Source organism: Flammeovirga sp. SJP92, assembly GCF_001583495.1.
In the GTDB taxonomy this organism is placed as follows: domain Bacteria; phylum Bacteroidota; class Bacteroidia; order Cytophagales; family Flammeovirgaceae; genus Flammeovirga.
The window spans coordinates 1-17,475 of record NZ_LQAQ01000119.1; the positions used below are offsets into that span (position 1 = coordinate 1).

Annotated in this window: 9 protein-coding genes and 1 pseudogene; 8 read left to right on the forward strand and 2 right to left on the reverse strand. The window is 37.0% G+C overall.

Annotated features, from left to right (window positions below; translation table 11 throughout):
- Positions 1–297, forward strand: a pseudogene (locus AVL50_RS33460) (hypothetical protein); the annotation flags it as partial.
- A 345-nt stretch (positions 298–642) separates the two neighbouring features.
- Here the strand turns inward: AVL50_RS33460 and AVL50_RS31385 are convergent.
- Positions 643–1,575, reverse strand: coding sequence for a protein kinase (locus AVL50_RS31385; protein WP_062621819.1), 933 nt, complete (start codon positions 1,573–1,575; stop codon positions 643–645).
- The gene (locus tag AVL50_RS31390) at positions 1,568–2,656 is read right to left on the reverse strand and encodes a DUF262 domain-containing protein (RefSeq protein WP_062621821.1); all 1,089 of its coding nucleotides are present in this window, start codon (positions 2,654–2,656) and stop codon (positions 1,568–1,570) included. Before AVL50_RS31390 ends, AVL50_RS31385 begins: the two co-directional genes overlap by 8 nt.
- 1,174 nt (positions 2,657–3,830) lie before the next feature.
- Here AVL50_RS31390 and AVL50_RS31395 point away from each other — a divergent pair.
- The 7 genes from AVL50_RS31395 (at position 3,831) to AVL50_RS31425 (ending at position 17,315) form a co-directional block, all read left to right on the forward strand.
- Positions 3,831–5,468 carry a sulfatase gene (locus AVL50_RS31395; RefSeq protein ID WP_062621823.1) on the forward strand — a complete coding sequence of 546 codons (1,638 nt, stop codon included), beginning with the start codon at positions 3,831–3,833 and terminating at the stop codon, positions 5,466–5,468.
- Between the two features lie 26 nt (positions 5,469–5,494).
- The gene (locus tag AVL50_RS31400; protein WP_082796093.1) at positions 5,495–7,126 is read left to right on the forward strand and encodes a glucoamylase family protein; all 1,632 of its coding nucleotides are present in this window, start codon (positions 5,495–5,497) and stop codon (positions 7,124–7,126) included.
- A 379-nt stretch (positions 7,127–7,505) separates the two neighbouring features.
- On the forward strand, positions 7,506–9,758 hold the full coding sequence (locus AVL50_RS31405; protein WP_082796094.1) for a glycoside hydrolase family 3 N-terminal domain-containing protein: 2,253 nt from the start codon (positions 7,506–7,508) through the stop codon (positions 9,756–9,758).
- Between the two features lie 74 nt (positions 9,759–9,832).
- Entirely contained in the window at positions 9,833–11,191 is a 1,359-nt protein-coding gene (locus AVL50_RS31410) for a hypothetical protein (protein ID WP_062621827.1), read from the forward strand.
- Between the two features lie 26 nt (positions 11,192–11,217).
- On the forward strand, positions 11,218–14,328 hold the full coding sequence (locus tag AVL50_RS31415; RefSeq protein WP_082796095.1) for a TonB-dependent receptor: 3,111 nt from the start codon (positions 11,218–11,220) through the stop codon (positions 14,326–14,328).
- Positions 14,329–14,339: 11 nt separating this feature from the next.
- Entirely contained in the window at positions 14,340–15,956 is a 1,617-nt protein-coding gene (locus AVL50_RS31420; protein ID WP_082796096.1) for a RagB/SusD family nutrient uptake outer membrane protein, read from the forward strand.
- Positions 15,957–15,974: 18 nt separating this feature from the next.
- Entirely contained in the window at positions 15,975–17,315 is a 1,341-nt protein-coding gene (locus AVL50_RS31425) for a hypothetical protein (RefSeq protein ID WP_062621833.1), read from the forward strand.
- Positions 17,316–17,475 lie beyond the last annotated feature (160 nt).

Consider the following 17,475-nt stretch of genomic DNA (forward strand, 5'->3'; position numbering starts at 1 on the left):
GTTTCTAAATATTTCAAGGAATATATTTCAAAAAAATACTTAGAGAAGGTATTGGAGCTGGTTAATAAGCCTATTTCTCTTTCTATCAATCAGAAATTAAATGATCTACAAGGCATCATCGTTGTTGTTTCATTTAATAAAGTGATCTTCTATTGGCTTAAAACTACTGATTATCCAGTTGGGAAACTGGACTACTTTCCCATTGTGGAGTACAAATATAATCATGTTCGTCAGGATTTTATTGATTTGATTGAGGAAAGTAATGTTGACCTGCTGAATGACTATTTACAACGGTAATACGAAATTGATGGTGAAAAGGGAAAATATTTTAGGAGTCGTCCTGGTTGCTTATTCTTTTTTATCAAGAAAATAGAATGGTTTTGGATAATGGCACAGCATCCTACTCTTTTTGAAGAGGCAAAGAAATACGAAAAGATGGCTATTCTCGGATACAAGGAGTAAGCCATGAACAATTATCAAAACCAGAACATCTTAAGCGAATGAAGAGACGTTTTGAAAATCTTCAAATAAAAACAAGGTAGCAAGGTGAAATTTTAGGAGTAACGAAATCAACCAACACCTCTGATCCTAATTGGCTTGATAAGCTACTTGATGCAGAAGGTGATGGCTGTGCAAGTTGTTTTATTTAAAGCTTCTATTGTATTCTAGCTGTAATTGTTTAATTACAGCTGAAATATCTTTAGGCCGAGAATCTTTAGAATAATTAAGCATTGATTTAATGATAGGAAACACATTCCCAGTTTTAAATTTAAAGTCTTTATTTTTAAAAATTCCAATTGGTACATTACCTTGTAATATATACCATAATAATTTCCCTAATTGAAATATATCAGACTTCATATCAATCTGGTGATCATACGTATAGTGAGGAACAGTTTCCGTAAGGAACTTATTCATTGTTTCTGGAGTAGACCACCCTCGAGGCCCAATAAAATCGCCTTTACGATCTATTTCATTATCCTGACCCCTCATTTCACATAAACCTAAATCTCCAATTTTCCAATCTCCATTTACCTTAAGGATATTGTCAGGTTTTATATCTCTATGATAGATTCCTATGGTATGAAGATCATTCAATGCACTTGCTATTTCGATACAAAGCTCTAGCCTTGACCTTTCATCAATATTATTACTCTCAAGAAAACTTTTTAAATCAAGTTGAGCAGATTCCATTACATAACAAAGAAATATTTTTCTCCCAATTATGATCTTTCCTTTATCAAAAATTTCAATTATATTCTGTGTTTTATTTTCTTTACACTTTTCAAGTGCGATTATCTCACGTAAAAATCTTAAGTGAATAGTTTTAATTCTTCCAGAAGAATTAACAGGAAACTTACAGAGTTTTAAAATCTTACAAGGCTCTTCTTCGTCTTGTGCATTCTTTAGTTTTAATAGTCTAGAGTTACCACCTTTTGCTGCAAACTCATTTATGATATAATCAATATTTCCGACCGTTAAATATATGTCTTGTGAATTATTTTTAACCTGAATCTGTTGCCCATTACAAATAATTCCTCCGTTGGTATAAGGTAGCTGAGCTAAATTATTCATCGATATCAAATTCTTTTATATTAATTTGTTCTTGATCTTTTATTTTTATAAAGTGTTGATCTAATTCAATTTCGGATGAATCCTCTAGATAGTCAATTACGTCTAATACCACAGGGTCATTAATATTTGGTTTTAATAGCATATCGAAAATTTGTAGCCTTTTTTGTCTCGCATCTTTTGAATTTGATTGAGAAACACAATTTAAAGCATATTCCTGCAGTAGATCACATTCTTCTTGTGAAGGTCTTATATGTGGGGCTAATACTCTTAAAACCTTATATTGATATTTCAGTAGTTCTATATCATTTCCAATATTTTTATATATAAATTGAAATAAAGTATAGAAATCATTTCGTTGTCTATATCTTGTTTTCTTAATTGGATACTCTTTATTTAAGATTAGAACTTTTTGAGTTATTTTCATAAATTTATTATATAACTCATCAGCTTCAGGTTGCTCAATACCCTCAAATAATTTAGTTACAACACCTCTTTTATCAACTTCATCATACTTAATAATGGCAACAAGCTCTTCAATCAAAGCACGATCATTCATCCTTTTTCTAGTTGAATCCGTAAAGATATCTAACTCACAAAACTCTTTTGATTCCGCAATTTTTTCTACCATTTTAAGAAAAGGAGTGTTGTTGAATTGAGCTTTATTTAATTCATTAGCGTTAAGATGCTTACCGGATTTATTTACTAGCGTGTAGAAATTAACCAAATCAGACGAGTTCTCTATGTCTTTAATTATAGTAACATTAATTTGGTAGTCTAGAAAAGTATTTGAATTGGTATTCTTGATTGATTTTAAATCAGAGCCTGTAATTTCCCCTATATTAAATTCTAGCATAGTAGTTATTCGTTGCTGTCCATCGACTACTTCATATTCCTTGTCATTCTTAGAATATAAAAAGAATGAAGGTAAAGGATATCCAAAATAAATTGAATCAATTAATAAATTCTTATCCTTTTTGCTCCAAATGGAATTCCTTTGATAATGGGGTTTAAGGTTTAAGTTCCCTTTACTCATTAGTTCGATTAGCTTTGAAACCTTCCATGTTTCAAATAAATATTTCATATCTTTATTATTTAATTTTCTACTTCTCGTAATACCTTTACAAAACAATCGTATTCATCGAAGAATGAAGGATTATCATTCACTTGTGAATTGATAAAATCAACAATGAATTTCTCTCAACAATTTCGTAAAATGCTCATTGGTAATTTTCTTAGCTTTGGTTTTTACCATAATTTTCTAACAAATCAATAAGTTTTGCATTCTTAAAAGCTTTATTTTTCTTCCTCAAAAGTTTATCAAATATTCCCATTCAATTTTTAATATTTATTTACATTTACTAAACACCACCATGTCACATTATATTTTGCTAAACACCATGACGTTTATCCATTAGTATTAAACTTTTGTTTTAACACACTAAAAATAACATTACCCTATGAATTATCAAATAATTGATATTGTTATTTTTAGATGTAATACAAATTGACTTATGAATTTGTAAACACTGCTTTTCTATATTTATTCAATCATGTATGTATCCTCATGGAAACCTCTATTTAGACTTGAAGTAGTATTAAAACTAAACTGAATGCACTTCTTATTATCAAATTTGCAAAATGCTGGAGATTTATCCGAGTTGTAATCGTTTATACACGTTTATATTTGCCTATTATTAGAAAATTTGAAATTAGGATTTTATTATTTCCTATAATTTTCATCTAAGAAATGCCCAGTGTTTACCTTTGTATTTAAGAGACTAAACCCCAACCTAATTCAATAAATTCATCTCCATCAGAAGAAAATTAAGAGAAATCCACAGCCCCATATCATCCATAAAATTGAAGTAGCTACCATTGTATAAGGTGTTGAATAGAGTGATATTTTCCCTTAGGTAATACAAAAAGAATAAGCAGTGCTATTTTCAAATGTTACAAATCAAACCATTTTAAAATCCAATGCCAATAATTTTTCGTTGAAAAACTACAAAAATCACAAAAAACTTAATGTTGTCATTAAGATGTGCGCATATCTTAAAATCTTGCTTTATGTGTGTTTAAATGCGGTTTTTTCTTGTTTTTAATCTGTGCATATGCGTTTTTTTGGAGTGTAAAAAAGTCTTAAATTTTACATTTGTTTATCTCAAAATTCGGTTCAGATGCAACTCTTTCTAGTATACTTGAAGTGTTATTTTACTTGCGATTAGAAAATCAATTATACCTATTAGAATTACGAAATGAAGAACTTGTACTTGATCAGTTTACTACTGTTGATTACTACTACAGCTTTTTCTCAAGAAAAAGACCAACGTCCAAATATCATCTATATAATGTCAGATGATCATGCGTTGCAGGCAATCAGTGCTTATGGGCATGAGATTTCAAAGGTTGCACCTACGCCTAACATTGATCGAATTGCGAAAGAAGGAATTCAGTTCAATCAAAGTTTTGTGACCAACTCTTTATGTGGGCCGTCAAGAGCGACGATGCTTACAGGTAAGTACAGTCATAAAAATGGTTTCAGACATAATTCAGATACGTTTGATGCTTCTCAAAATACTTGGGTAAAAGAATTGAACAACGTTGGTTATGCAACGGCTATTATTGGTAAGTGGCACTTGAAAAGTACGCCAGAAGGATTTGATCACTGGAATATTTTAAATGATCAAGGAGAGTACTATAATCCTGACTTCATTTCTGGTGGTGATACTACTATGGTAGAAGGGTATACTACTGATTTAATCACTGACTACTCGTTGGAGTGGTTAGAAGAGCAAAAAGACAAGAATGAGCCATTTGCTTTATTGATTCACCATAAAGCACCGCATAGAAACTGGATGCCTCCATTGAGATATGCGAATGAGTTTGACAATGTGGAGTTCCCAGTTCCGGATACTTATTTTGATGACTACGAAGGGAGAGTAGCGGCATCTACGCAAGAGATGAACGTTTACCGTGATATGCAAGAAGGACATGATTTGAAAATGTCTGTAGAGGAAGGTAGCGACGAATGGAGAAAAGATATCTGGCCTCACTTATTTGCTCGTTTAACGCCTGAGCAAAAAGAAGGATGGCACAAAGCTTACAGAGCTAAAAACGACAAAATGCACCAAGCAAACTATTCTGAAAAGGATTTGGCACTTTGGAAATACCAACGTTACCTTCAAGACTACTGCGGTACTGTAAAAGCAGTTGACGAAAACATTGGTAGAGTTTTAGATTACTTAGACGAGAACGGTTTAGCTGAAAATACAATCATTGTTTATACTTCAGATCAAGGTTTCTACTTAGGTGAGCACGGATGGTTTGACAAGCGTTTTATGTACGAAGAGTCTTTCAAAACGCCATTAGTAATGCGTTATCCTAAAGAAATCAAAGCTGGTAAAGAAGCGGAAGCATTCGTTCAAAATATTGACTACGGTCCAACTTTCTTGGATTTTGCAGGGGTTGAAGTACCAGAAGATATGCAAGGAACTTCTTTAAGAGAAATCACGAAGAAAGGTAAAACACCAAAAGACTGGAGAGAGTCGGTGTACTACCACTACTATGAATACCCTGGTTTCCACAAGGTGAAAAGACAGTATGGTGTAAGAACACAAGATTACAAATTGATTCACTTCTACTTTGATAACGATGACTATGAGTTCTATGATCTAAAGAAAGATCCTCAAGAAATGAACAACGTGATCAATGATCCTGCTTACGCAAAGCAAATCAGCGAGTTGAAAGTTGAGTTAGCACGTTTGATGAAAGAAGCAGATGAGCCTGATTTTGAAGAGTGGAAAGACACGAACTACAGAAAAGAGGCACGTTTGAAAAAGCGTAAGGAAATGATGAAGCAGAAGAGACTTCAACAAAAAAATAATAGTAAATAATTTTGACAATACTGGTCTTAGCTACTATGAGAACTAAAACTATATTATCAATTTTTGGATGTGGACTACTTTTTATCTTGATGGGTTACACGTACAGTGTGACCCGTCTGGAAAAAGAAGAAGATCGTTTTCAAAAAGACAGACAGATCTTTGAAGAGACGCACAGAGCATCTTTTGATTACTTCTGGGAATTAGGACACCCTGTTTCAGGACTTACGCCTAGAAGATCATTAAAAAACAAGAAATATGAGATTGGTATCGGAGCATCAGGTTTCGGTATTCAAGCCATTATCGTTGGGGCACACAGAGGTTGGGTGACAAGAGAGCAAGTCTTGAACCGTATGTTGAAAATGACGGATTTCTTAGAAAATAAGGCCGTTCGTTTCCACGGTGTTTACCCTCACTTGATCCACGGTAAAACGGGGCAGTTGATTCACTTTGGTGGTCAAGATGGTGCGGACATTCAAGAGACTTCCAACTTAATGATGGGGTTATTGATGGCAAGAGCTTATTTTGATCAGGATACGCCAAAGGAAATCCAACTGAGAGAAGAAATTACAAAATTATGGGAAGCGGTGGATTACACTATGCATGAGCATCAAAATGCGTTGTGGTGGAATCACTCTTACCAGCAAAAAGAGAACAAAGGCCTGAAGTTGTTGATGAAAGGATATACTGAATCAATGACAAGTTATGTTTTAGCATTGGGTCATCCTTCAAAAGGAATCAAAAAGAGTTCTTATAGAGGTTATGTGGAAGGTAAAAACTTTGTAAACGGTAAAGAGTACTACGGTTATACATTGGATGTTGGAAAGCCAAAAGGTGGACCTTTGTACCTTGCTCAAACTCCATTCTTGGCGTTAGACCCAAGAGATATGGAAGACCAATACACTTACTATTGGAAGAGAAGTATCAATCACTCATTGATCAACTGGACGTACTGCAGTAAGTTCGCTCCAAAAGAATTCCAATACAACAAGGAAGATTGGGGCTTAACAGCTTCTCAAACTCCATCAGAAGACGGTGGTTATAACAACATGGCAGGGCCAGGTCCAAAAGACAAAGGGGTAATTGCTCCTTCGGCGGCATTGGGTGTATTCCCTTATGTGCCTTACCAATCGATGTTGGCGTTGAGAAACTTCTACGAAAACCATAAAGAAGGACTTTGGGGAGAATACGGTTTCAAAGATGCTTACAGCAAGAAGCGTGATTGGTATTCTGACCGTTACTTAGGTTTGGATCAGGGAAGAACAGTGATTATGATGGAAAATTATAGAAGCGGTCTTTTCTGGGAATTGTCTAAGAAAGTTCCTGAATTACAAGTGGCTTTAGGTAAGATGGGGATCAAATCTCCAAAACACAAGAATGGCTTCCCGTTAGCAGTGATCGAGAAATCATCTAAATCAGTTCAATTGTATCGTCATCCTGATTTAGAAAAGTATCACCTTGATTTCTACACAGACAAGGATGCAAACATTTCATTCTACTTGAAATCTACTAAAGCAGAAAAGAAGATGGAGATCCAATCGGAACAGAAGTTTGAAGCAGGTTTACATCAACTTCAGTTCGAAAAAGATAATATTCTAGCTGGTACAAAAGGCATTTTAGTCATGAAAATGGGTAAAAAAGAAATTGAATTACCAGTTCAATTATTCTAACTACTATCTATATTGGTCGCTTTTATTGTTTTAAAATGATCGCTTGTAGTACGTGCACCATTCTATGTCGCAAGTGTTAAGCCGTCAGGCGTCACTTGTGATAAAGGATTGGCGAAGTCTCCTGACTTCGAAATGAAAAGAAGGTGTGGTTCGAAGTCAGGAGACAATGTTCAGTTCCAAGTGACGCTATCGCTTAACACTTGAAACAGGGACATCATCAGCCCATGACTTCAGTCATGGGACTACAAGACAATACATTTTAAGGCAATAAAAGCCCAGGATAAACACAAAACATACTTTGCAAAAGAGCTAGTTGAATACGGCTAGGTCCACGCTAACATTTCAACATTGATTACAGTTACTACCTAATACATTGAATATGAATAAATTTTTATTAACGGTTACAGCCTTATTTTTAGGCAGTGCTCTTTACGCTCAAAATATTGAGGAGAAGGTAGAGAGTTTATTAAAAGAAATGACTTTAGAAGAGAAAATTGGTCAGATGACACAGTTTACTTCTTCAGGAGACGTTACAGGTCCTACACTTAGAGGAAATGTAGAAAAAGAGGTGAAGGCAGGTAATGTTGGTTCATTATTCAATGCATTTACAGCTTCTTACACAAGAAAATTACAAAAAATGGCCGTAGAGGAAACACGTTTAGGTATTCCTTTATTATTCGGTTATGATGTTATCCACGGTCACAGAACGTTGTTCCCTATTCCACTAGGAGAGGCAAGTTCATTTGACTTGGAGGCGATGGAAGAAGCGGCAAGAATTGCAGCCGTAGAAGCATCAGCAGAAGGTATTCACTGGACATTTGCACCAATGGTGGACGTAAGTAGAGACCCACGTTGGGGTCGTGTGATGGAAGGTGCAGGTGAAGACACTTACTACAACAACTTGGTAGCAAAAGCAAGAGTGAAAGGTTTCCAAGGCGATGACTTATCAAAGGAAAATACAATCCTTGCTTGTGCGAAACACTTCTTAGCGTACGGTGCTCCAATTGCAGGTAGAGATTACAATACAGTAGATATGTCATTACAGACATTGCACGAAGTGTACTTACCTCCATTCAAAGCAACTGTTGATGCAGGTGTAGAAACATTTATGACTTCTTTCAACGAAATCAACGGTGTTCCAAGTACAGCCAACCCTTACTTATTCAAAGATATCTTAAGAGATCAATGGGGATTTGATGGTATGGTCGTAACGGATTATACTGCTATCAATGAGTTAGTTCCTCACGGTACTGCCAAAGACTTAGCACATGCAGGTGTTCAAGCGTTGAAAGCAGGTATCGACATGGATATGGAAGGTGCTGTATTCTTAGAGACATTAAAAGAGTCAGTAGAGAAAGGTGATGTAACAGAAGAGGAAATCAATGTTGCGGTAAGAAGAATCTTAACTTTAAAGCACAAATTAGGTCTTTTCGAAGATCCATACAGATACTCTGACGAAGAAAGAGAAGCACGTGTAGTGTTGTCAAAAGAGCACAAACAAGCGGCTAGAAAAATTGCTAGAAAGTCAATCGTATTATTGAAAAACGATAACCAAGTTTTACCATTAGACTTAGAGAAGCAAACTAAGATTGCAGCAATCGGTCCTTTGGTGAAAAGCAAAAAAGACGTATTGGGTGCTTGGAAAGCGAAAGGTTCTCCAAAAGATGCCAAGTCATTATTTGAAGGTTTGAAAGGAGCAACAAAAGGTAAAGCAGAATTACTTTACGCTAAAGGTTGTGATATGAAGAGCGATGACAAAAGCGGTTTTGCGGAAGCTATCGAAGTTGCAAACCAATCTGACGTTGTAGTTTTGGCGATTGGTGAGCCAAGAACAATTTCTGGTGAAGCAAAAAGTAGAACAGACATCACAATTCCAGGTGTTCAAACAGAATTATTGGAGGCTTTAAAGGAAACGGGTAAGCCTATCGTAGTGGTATTGATGAACGGTAGACCGTTGGCACTTGAGAAAGAAGATGAGTTGGCTGATGCGATCCTTGAGACATGGCACTTAGGTACTATGGCAGGTCCAGCTATCGCTGATGTGATCTTTGGTAAATACAACCCAGGTGGTAAACTGCCAATGACTTTCCCAAGAAACGTTGGTCAAGTGCCAATTTACTACAATGCGAAGAACACAGGTAGACCATTTGATCCTGAAAAACCATCAGGTTACAAATCAAACTACTTAGATGTGCCAAACAGCCCATTGTACCCATTCGGTTACGGTTTGAGCTACACTACTTTTGAGTACGGTGAGATCACATTATCATCTGATAAAATGACAGATGAGGCGATCACTGCATCAATCGAAGTAACAAACACAGGTGACTATGACGGTGAGGAAGTAGTACAAATGTACATCCAAGATGTTATTGGAAAATCAACTCGTCCTTTAAAAGAATTAAAAGGATTTGAGAAGGTTTTCATCAAGAAAGGTGAAACAAAGAAAATCACTTTCACTATCGAGAAAGAAGCATTGACATACTTCAGATGGGATATGTCTGAAGGTGTTGAAGCGGGTGATTTCAATGTATATATCGGAACAAACTCTGATGATGTGAAGTCGGCTACTTTTAATCTGACAAAAGACTACGAAGCATCAAAAAACTATAATCCTATCGGATCAAAATAAGCACAAAACAAAGCTGATGACTGGTGAAAGCCAGTTATCAGCCCTCTTTCTAATACACTAAATTTATAAATGAAATGAAGATCAGACAGCTCTTTTTTTTAACAGTAGCGACATTGCTATTGGCATCCTGTCAAAAAGAAGACAGTACTATGTACGTGGGTGCACCAAAAGACCTCCGCTATATCGGCATTGGAGAGTACTTTTGTGGTGAACCATTTACTACAGATCAGCCGTCAGTTTTTTCCGGTGGAGAAGAAGTGAGATTCTCTCTTATTGATGTGAAATCTGACGATTACAAAGGTGAAAATTTAATTGAAAACTTTAGAATTCATAGCGGAACGGGAATTATTACTATTAGAGATTTTAACGACCTCACTGTTGGTCGCTACACAGTAGATGTAGAAGTAAAAAACAGTATGGGAAGCACGACTTTCACAGATGTTCTTGATTTTACAGCAGATCAATCGATCCCTCAAGACATCATTTACATGCCCAACATTTATTCATTCTATGGAGATGATTTGGAGGTAGCTACAAGCCGTCCGAATGTAAAAGGCGGTGGCCCTTACGAATTTACACTTTCTAACTTTTCGGATGTCTTTGCGATTGATGCGGAGATTGGTAAAGTAAAATTACAACAAGCGTATCCTATTGGAGAGGATGATATTGAAGTGTTTGCATTGGACATTAATGTTGAAAATGCGTTAGGTTCTTTATCTAAAAGAACGGCGGTGATTATTGAGGTAATCGGTAAAAATGTAGGCCGTTTATTCTACAATGCTATTTCTTTCTTAGGTTCTCCCACTTCTTACGGTTTACAAAATGCAATCAATACCAACACTTATGGTGTAGTAGAAAAGGAAATTGATGGCGAAATGTATTCCACTGAACTAGAAGAGGGGAATAACGGCCCCAATTACACAGGTGGTTTATGGAGAAGAGCATGGTCAGGTGTTGCTTTTGATTTTGAAAACGAAGAAGGTTTTGTTTCAGAGAAAATTGTAAAAGCGTACTGGTCATGGAATCAGGAGTCAAGAGCTGATTTAGTTTCTGACGTAATTGATTTGACTACGGTCAATGAGGAAGCTTATGTAGACGTAACAGGATTCTGGAGATATACAGGCGGTGCTCAAAATGTCAACCAACATTTGGGAGTAATGGTTTGTAAAGCTTCTGATTATAACGAAGAGGCACCAGAACAATCCAACTGGACTTTAATTGAAAATGATATCTCTGAGCATTTGATGATGTATTCAACGGCGATCATCAATGAAAAACAATTAAAGGCAGAAGGAAATCATCAAGTCGCTATTCCATCTGAATTTTTAGGTGAGGAAATCAGAGTGGCGTTAAGAGCCGATTTCTTCAACCCTGGGGTAGGTGCTTTAGCAAGACGATTTTATATCTACCAATTACAAGTAAGAGCAAAATAATTCAGCAAACTAAACTTCCTGAAGACATGAAAGACTTAACTAAAATCAAACTGTCCTTGCTACTGATGGGCTGTATATTCTTATACGCTCCATTGGCTTATGCTCAAGGAAATTATATAAAAATAAAAGGTACGGTTACAGGAGATGATGAAGAATCAATTCCTGGTGTAAGTATCAGAATTAAAGGCACACACAACGGTACTGCAACAGACTTTGAAGGTAACTACTCTTTGAGAGTAAAACCTGATGCTCGATTATTGGTTTCTTATGTGGGTTATGAAGCACAAGAAATTCCAGTAAATGGCCGTAAAATTATTGATATCCGATTGGTTGCTGAAATCGAACAACTAGACGAGCTCGTTGTTGTTGGTTATGGTAAGCAAGACGCGAAAGAGGTATCAGGCTCTATCCAATCTATGGTGATGGGTGATGAAGTGAACTCAATGCCTGCCGCTTCTTTTGATCAGATGTTACAAGGTCGTATGGCGGGTGTACAGGTTTCAGCTGGTGAAGGTGGACCTGGTCAAGCCATGAACTTTGAAATTCGTGGTGCCAATACAATTACAGGTAGCTCGGCTCCATTATATGTAGTGGATGGTTTCCCATTAGAAGACCCTTCATTGTTTACATTAGACCCTGCTGATATTGATAGAATTGACGTTTTAAAAGACGCATCTGCAACAGCTATCTACGGTTCAAGAGGTTCGAATGGTGTAATCTTGATTACTACAAAAGCAGGTATGAAAGGTAAGCCAGTTATTACTTTTAACACGAAAGTTGGTGTTTCTCAAATTCCTCAGAATAGAAGAATGGAAACATTGAACGCTCAAGAATATGTGCAGTTACAGCATGACCTTGGAGGTGGTGACCCATGGGGTGAAGTAGGAAACTACACAGATGCGGATATGACGAACTGGCAAGACGAGATTTTCACTACCGCACCTTTCCAAAACTACAATGTATCGATGAGAGGTGGTTCTGACCTTTCTAAATTCTTCGGTTCAGTAGGTTATATCAACCAAGCAGGTACATTGATGAACACTGGTTTTGAGCGTATCAACGGTCGTTTTAAAGTAGATCAGAAATTAGGTAAGAGAGTGGATATGAGTTTGAACGTAAACTACGCTCATACAGAACATACAGGGCAGAAGACTTCTACAGCAAGTGTATCGGCGATTAAATCAGCCATCATGTTTAGACCAATGACGCCAAAGAACGGTGATTTGGATGATGATGATGAATTAAGTGCAGGTTTCTATCCTCCAACTCAGACACTAGAAAATACAGACCGTTCGGAGATCTCAGACGTAATGCAAGCCAATATTAACTTTGATGTTGATATCGCAAAAGGTTTGAAATTCCGTTCGCAGTTAGGTTACCAAATCAACTATACGCAGGTGAAAACGTTCTTCAGAGAAGGAACTAACCAAGCGGATAGAGGTAGTGATGGTATCAACGGTCATGTCTCACAGATTAGAGCACAAAACTATATCAACGAGAATACATTATCGTATGACTGGTCGAAAAACGGTCATAAGATCAATGCACTGACAGGTATCACATTCCAAAGCAGTAACAGATACAGATTCCAAGCTACAGCAATTCAATTCCCATTGGATGATCTCGGATGGGGGAACATCGGTTTAGGTAATGTTGCCAAAATGCCATCTTCGGCACAAACAGGACAAAACTTAATGTCAGGTTTAGGGCGTATCAACTATGCTTACAAAGGAAAATATATCCTTACAGCTTCAGTAAGAGCGGATGGTTCATCAAGATTTAAAGAAGGGAACCGCTTTGGTATTTTCCCATCAGTTTCAGCGGCATGGAGAGCAGGTGACGAAGACTTTATTCAAAACTGGAACGTATTTTCAGACCTTAAATTTAAAGCAGGTTTAGGTACTACTGGTAACAACAGAGTAGGTGATTTTGACTTTATTCCTACCATGGCTGTGGGTCCAGGATACTACTTCGGAGGACATTACCACTCAGCATTCTACCAAGAAAAATTAGCCAATACAGACTTGAAGTGGGAAACTACTCAACAGTTCAACGTCGGTGCTGAAATGGGCTTCTTGAATAACCGTTTATTAGTGGATGTTGAATACTACTACAACTTAACGGACAACCTTCTTTTCGATGCAAAAGTGGCTCCATCAACAGGTTATACGCAAGTGAAACAAAACATTGGTGCGGTAGTCAACAGAGGTGTAGAATTGAGTATCAATACGGTGAACGTACAGACGAAAAACTTCAAGTGGACGTCGAACTTCAACATTTCATTTAATGACAACGAAATCAAAAACTTATCATATGGTGAGGATTTCAGATTATATGATCCAAATGTAGGCGGTATGTTTGCGGGTGAATTGTACTACGGTCTTTTTGTAGGAATGCCAATGACACAGATGTACGGTTACCGTTATGACGGTATCTATCAGATGGATGATTTTGTTAGAAATTCAAATGGTGAGTTAGTATTGAAAGACGGGGTTCCTGGTTTCGATTCACAAACAGGACAAGTAAGACCGGGTATGCCGAAATACAGAGACGTGAACGGTGATGGTGTAATTGATGAAAATGACAAAGAAATCATCGGTAACCCTAACCCAAGACATTTCGGTGGTTTTACCAACAACTTCACCTATAAAAACTGGGACTTAAGTATCCTTTTAACTTGGTCAGTAGGCCAAGATGTATTCAATGGCAACATGGCTGATTTTGGTGTAGTAGGTAACCAAAGAGGTAGAAACTACTTGAAAGATGTGGGTGACCGTTGGACATTGAATAACCCTGTCGGTGATGGCGTTTGGGGTGCTCCAGGTCCAGGACAAGAATATACTTATCAGCAAGTGTACGGTGGTCATCAAATGAGTGATTACTTTATCGAAGATGCTTCTTTCTTAAGAATCAAGAACATCACATTGGGTTATACATTTGAACCGCAAAAACTGAAAAAGCTGAGAATCGATAAAATGAGAGTATACGCTTCAGTAGACAACCTTTGGGTATTTACAAACTACTCAGGTTATGATCCTGAAGTATCTGTCAGAAATCAAGCGATGTACAGAGGTATTGATTACTCATCATACCCAGCATCACAATCATTTATTGCAGGTTTCCAAGTTTCTTTCTAATAGCTACAACCATGAAAAATAATTTATTAATACTTATAGCCTTGATCATTTCGTCTTGTTCTTTCCTGGAGATGGAACCAAAAGATGAAATCAGTAGAGATGATTATTATAAAAACGACAAACAAGTTTACCTCGCACTATCAGGTGCTTATGGATCATTAAGAGATATCTACGATCAAGATTTCTCGATCTGGTTTAATGTGGGAACGGATGAAATGTTGTACAGAAGATCTTTATTCAATCACGAATTGACAAAGATGTCTTACAATGAATCAGACGTTGACTTGAACCGTATCTGGACAAGTAGTTACAGAGGTGTAAACAGAGTCAATGACTTGATTCAGAACTTAAGTGAAAGAGATACGATTGAGAATTTATCAAGAGCCGATCATGATTTAATGATTGGTGAAGGTCTGACGTTAAGAGCGTTATACTACTTCAACTTGGTAAGAGTATGGGAGCACATTCCATTAAGATTGGATCACTTTACGGATATTGATGGCAACTTGGATATGTTGAATTTACCCAACACGCCAGCTCCAAAAGTATACAATCAGATCATTGAAGATTTGGACAAAGCCATTACACTTTTAAATGACCGTCCAAAGGAATATGGAAGAGTAAGTAAGCAGATTGCACACGGTTTGGCCGCGCGTGTTTACTTGACAATGGCAGGAGCAAGAATCCAAGGTGGAGATATTGGTCGTGATGTTTGTCTTCAAAAAGTAATTGAGCATACCAATGCAGTAACAGAATTTGGTTACCACTCACTTTTACCCGATTATAAAGAGGTTTTTATGAACCAAATCCAAGGTATTCGTAGAGATGTAGAAGTAATGTGGGAAGTTGACTTTACAGTAACTGAAGGTCGTGATTTAGGAGGTAGAATTGGTAACTTCAACGGTGTTCAAATTCAGCTGACTACAGGTACAATGCCATTCAGTATTGGTCACGCCTACATCACGCCATCAATGCATAAAAGTACTTACGGAGCAGATGATACACGTTATGAGTGGAACTGCGCTAATTTCAGTTTCAATTACAGAAACGATGAGTTTGTAGCAACGAATATTGGTAACGAATTGCGTTGGTTCCCAGGTAAATGGAGAAGATTAGACAGAGGTAGAGACCATAACGGTGAGCTAGACGGAACGGTAGAAACATTAGAAAACGGTGTAATTATCAAAGATAGAACGTCTATCAATTTCCCAATCTTACGTTTCAGTGATATCCTATTGATGCGTGCAGAAGCAAGTTACTTATTGTACGGTGCAGGTGGACAAGCTACAGCAGATATTGAAGCAGTTCGTGCACGTGCCAATGCAGGTTCATTGAGCCAAGGTTTGAGTGATGCCAACCAAGACTTTATGAAGTTGATTCAAGATGAGCGTAAAAGAGAGTTGTGCTTTGAAGGACATAGACGTTTTGACCTAGTGCGTTGGGGAATTTTAGAAGAGACAATGCAGGAGGTAAGTAGAAACGTGAGATCCAATAAAGATTTCCGTCCAGACAACGAGGAGCACTTGGCTTTCCCTGGTGAAAGATGTGAAGAAAAGCACGTAGTTTTCCCTATTCCAACGGAAGAATTACAATTGAATTACAACATCAAACAACACCCTCTTTGGTAATCTATAAATCTTAGAATCATGAAAAAATTAATATATATCGTTTTCGCATTCGTCATCACAAGTTGCCTTACCAACCATGAAGTGGACTTTGATGTGCCGAATGTCGCTCCAGAAAACCTATTGTATCACAGAAATGACCTCACTGTAGCACACAACAGAAGTGTACAAGGTGATGCTCCAGAAGTGATTTCTCAAGGAACACCCACTTTTGATATCGAAAGTGTGGCATGGTTTGAGGATTCTGTAAGAGTCGATGTTTCAGATGAGTTGAATCCTTTTACCATTGATATTGAAACAGGTCAATTATCATTAGAACCTACAGATGAAACGGCTTTAGGGAAATACCATGTAAATGTCATGGCTTCTAATGAATATGGAACATCTACTTTTGAAGATGCTTTCAGAGTAATGTTAGTAGACAAACGCCCTGAACTTTCTTTAGAGACAAAGAAAGATTCCATCATTATTTTTATGGATGAAGCGGGTACTCCTCTTACTACTCAATTGGAAAGTATCAGTGTGATGGCTGAAGGCGTATTTATGTCAGATATCAATGTCACAACTTCACCAGCATTGCCTTCTGCAACAACAATTACGATTGACGCAAATGGTCGATTCAATATTAGAGGAAATCTAGAGGAGTTTGATTATGAAATCACAATCAGTGCTGAAAACGAATACGGTGCATCTGAAAATAATCCTTCATTTACATTATATACCAAAACGCTGAAAATTGTAGAGCGTGATATGTTTGTAATGAATATTGAAGCTGGTTTAAAGCCAGATGATCAAGATGAATTCATTTTTGCAGGCATGGATTTCATGAAGATTGAAGGTCCAGAATTGCCAAGTGGTCAGACATGGTGGAATATCGCTATTGATAGAAACAACCACCCTGATGCAGACCGTAAAGAGAACTTCATTACAAGAAATTATGCTAGAAATTACGATGGAGTTTCTACAGCAAAACACATGATTGTATCGCCTTCATTATCAACAGATGGTATGGAAGTAATGACCGTTGACATCGGAGCCATGTTCAATAACATCACCGGCGTAGGCGGAGAGCAAAGAATTGAAGCAAGAGTAGTGAGCGAAAGTGCTTACCAAGAAGCTTTAACTTCAGGCAATATCAACAACGTTTACGAAAACTGGACATTGGCATTCAACTCTGCTGATTTCCAAACGGATGAAAGTAAGTTGTTTATCCATAATTCATCAGAACACAGTAACCTTTTCGAAGGAGAAGATCTTAGAGTAGTAGTAGTACTAGTTCACGGATTGACTTCAGCAGTCAACAGAGGTTATATGGGTATTGATGAATTAGAGATCAAAGGAAGATTTTTAGAAATCGATTAGTGTAGTTTATTTATTAAGGTCCCTAAATAAAATAGGGGCCTGTTTTTACAACTTCAGGGTTTTGATGGTGATTAGAAATCAGGAGATTTCTGATGATCTATAGGACACGAATGACGCTATCGCTAAACATTCGCGCCATTGGGCTGACTACCGTTATCGT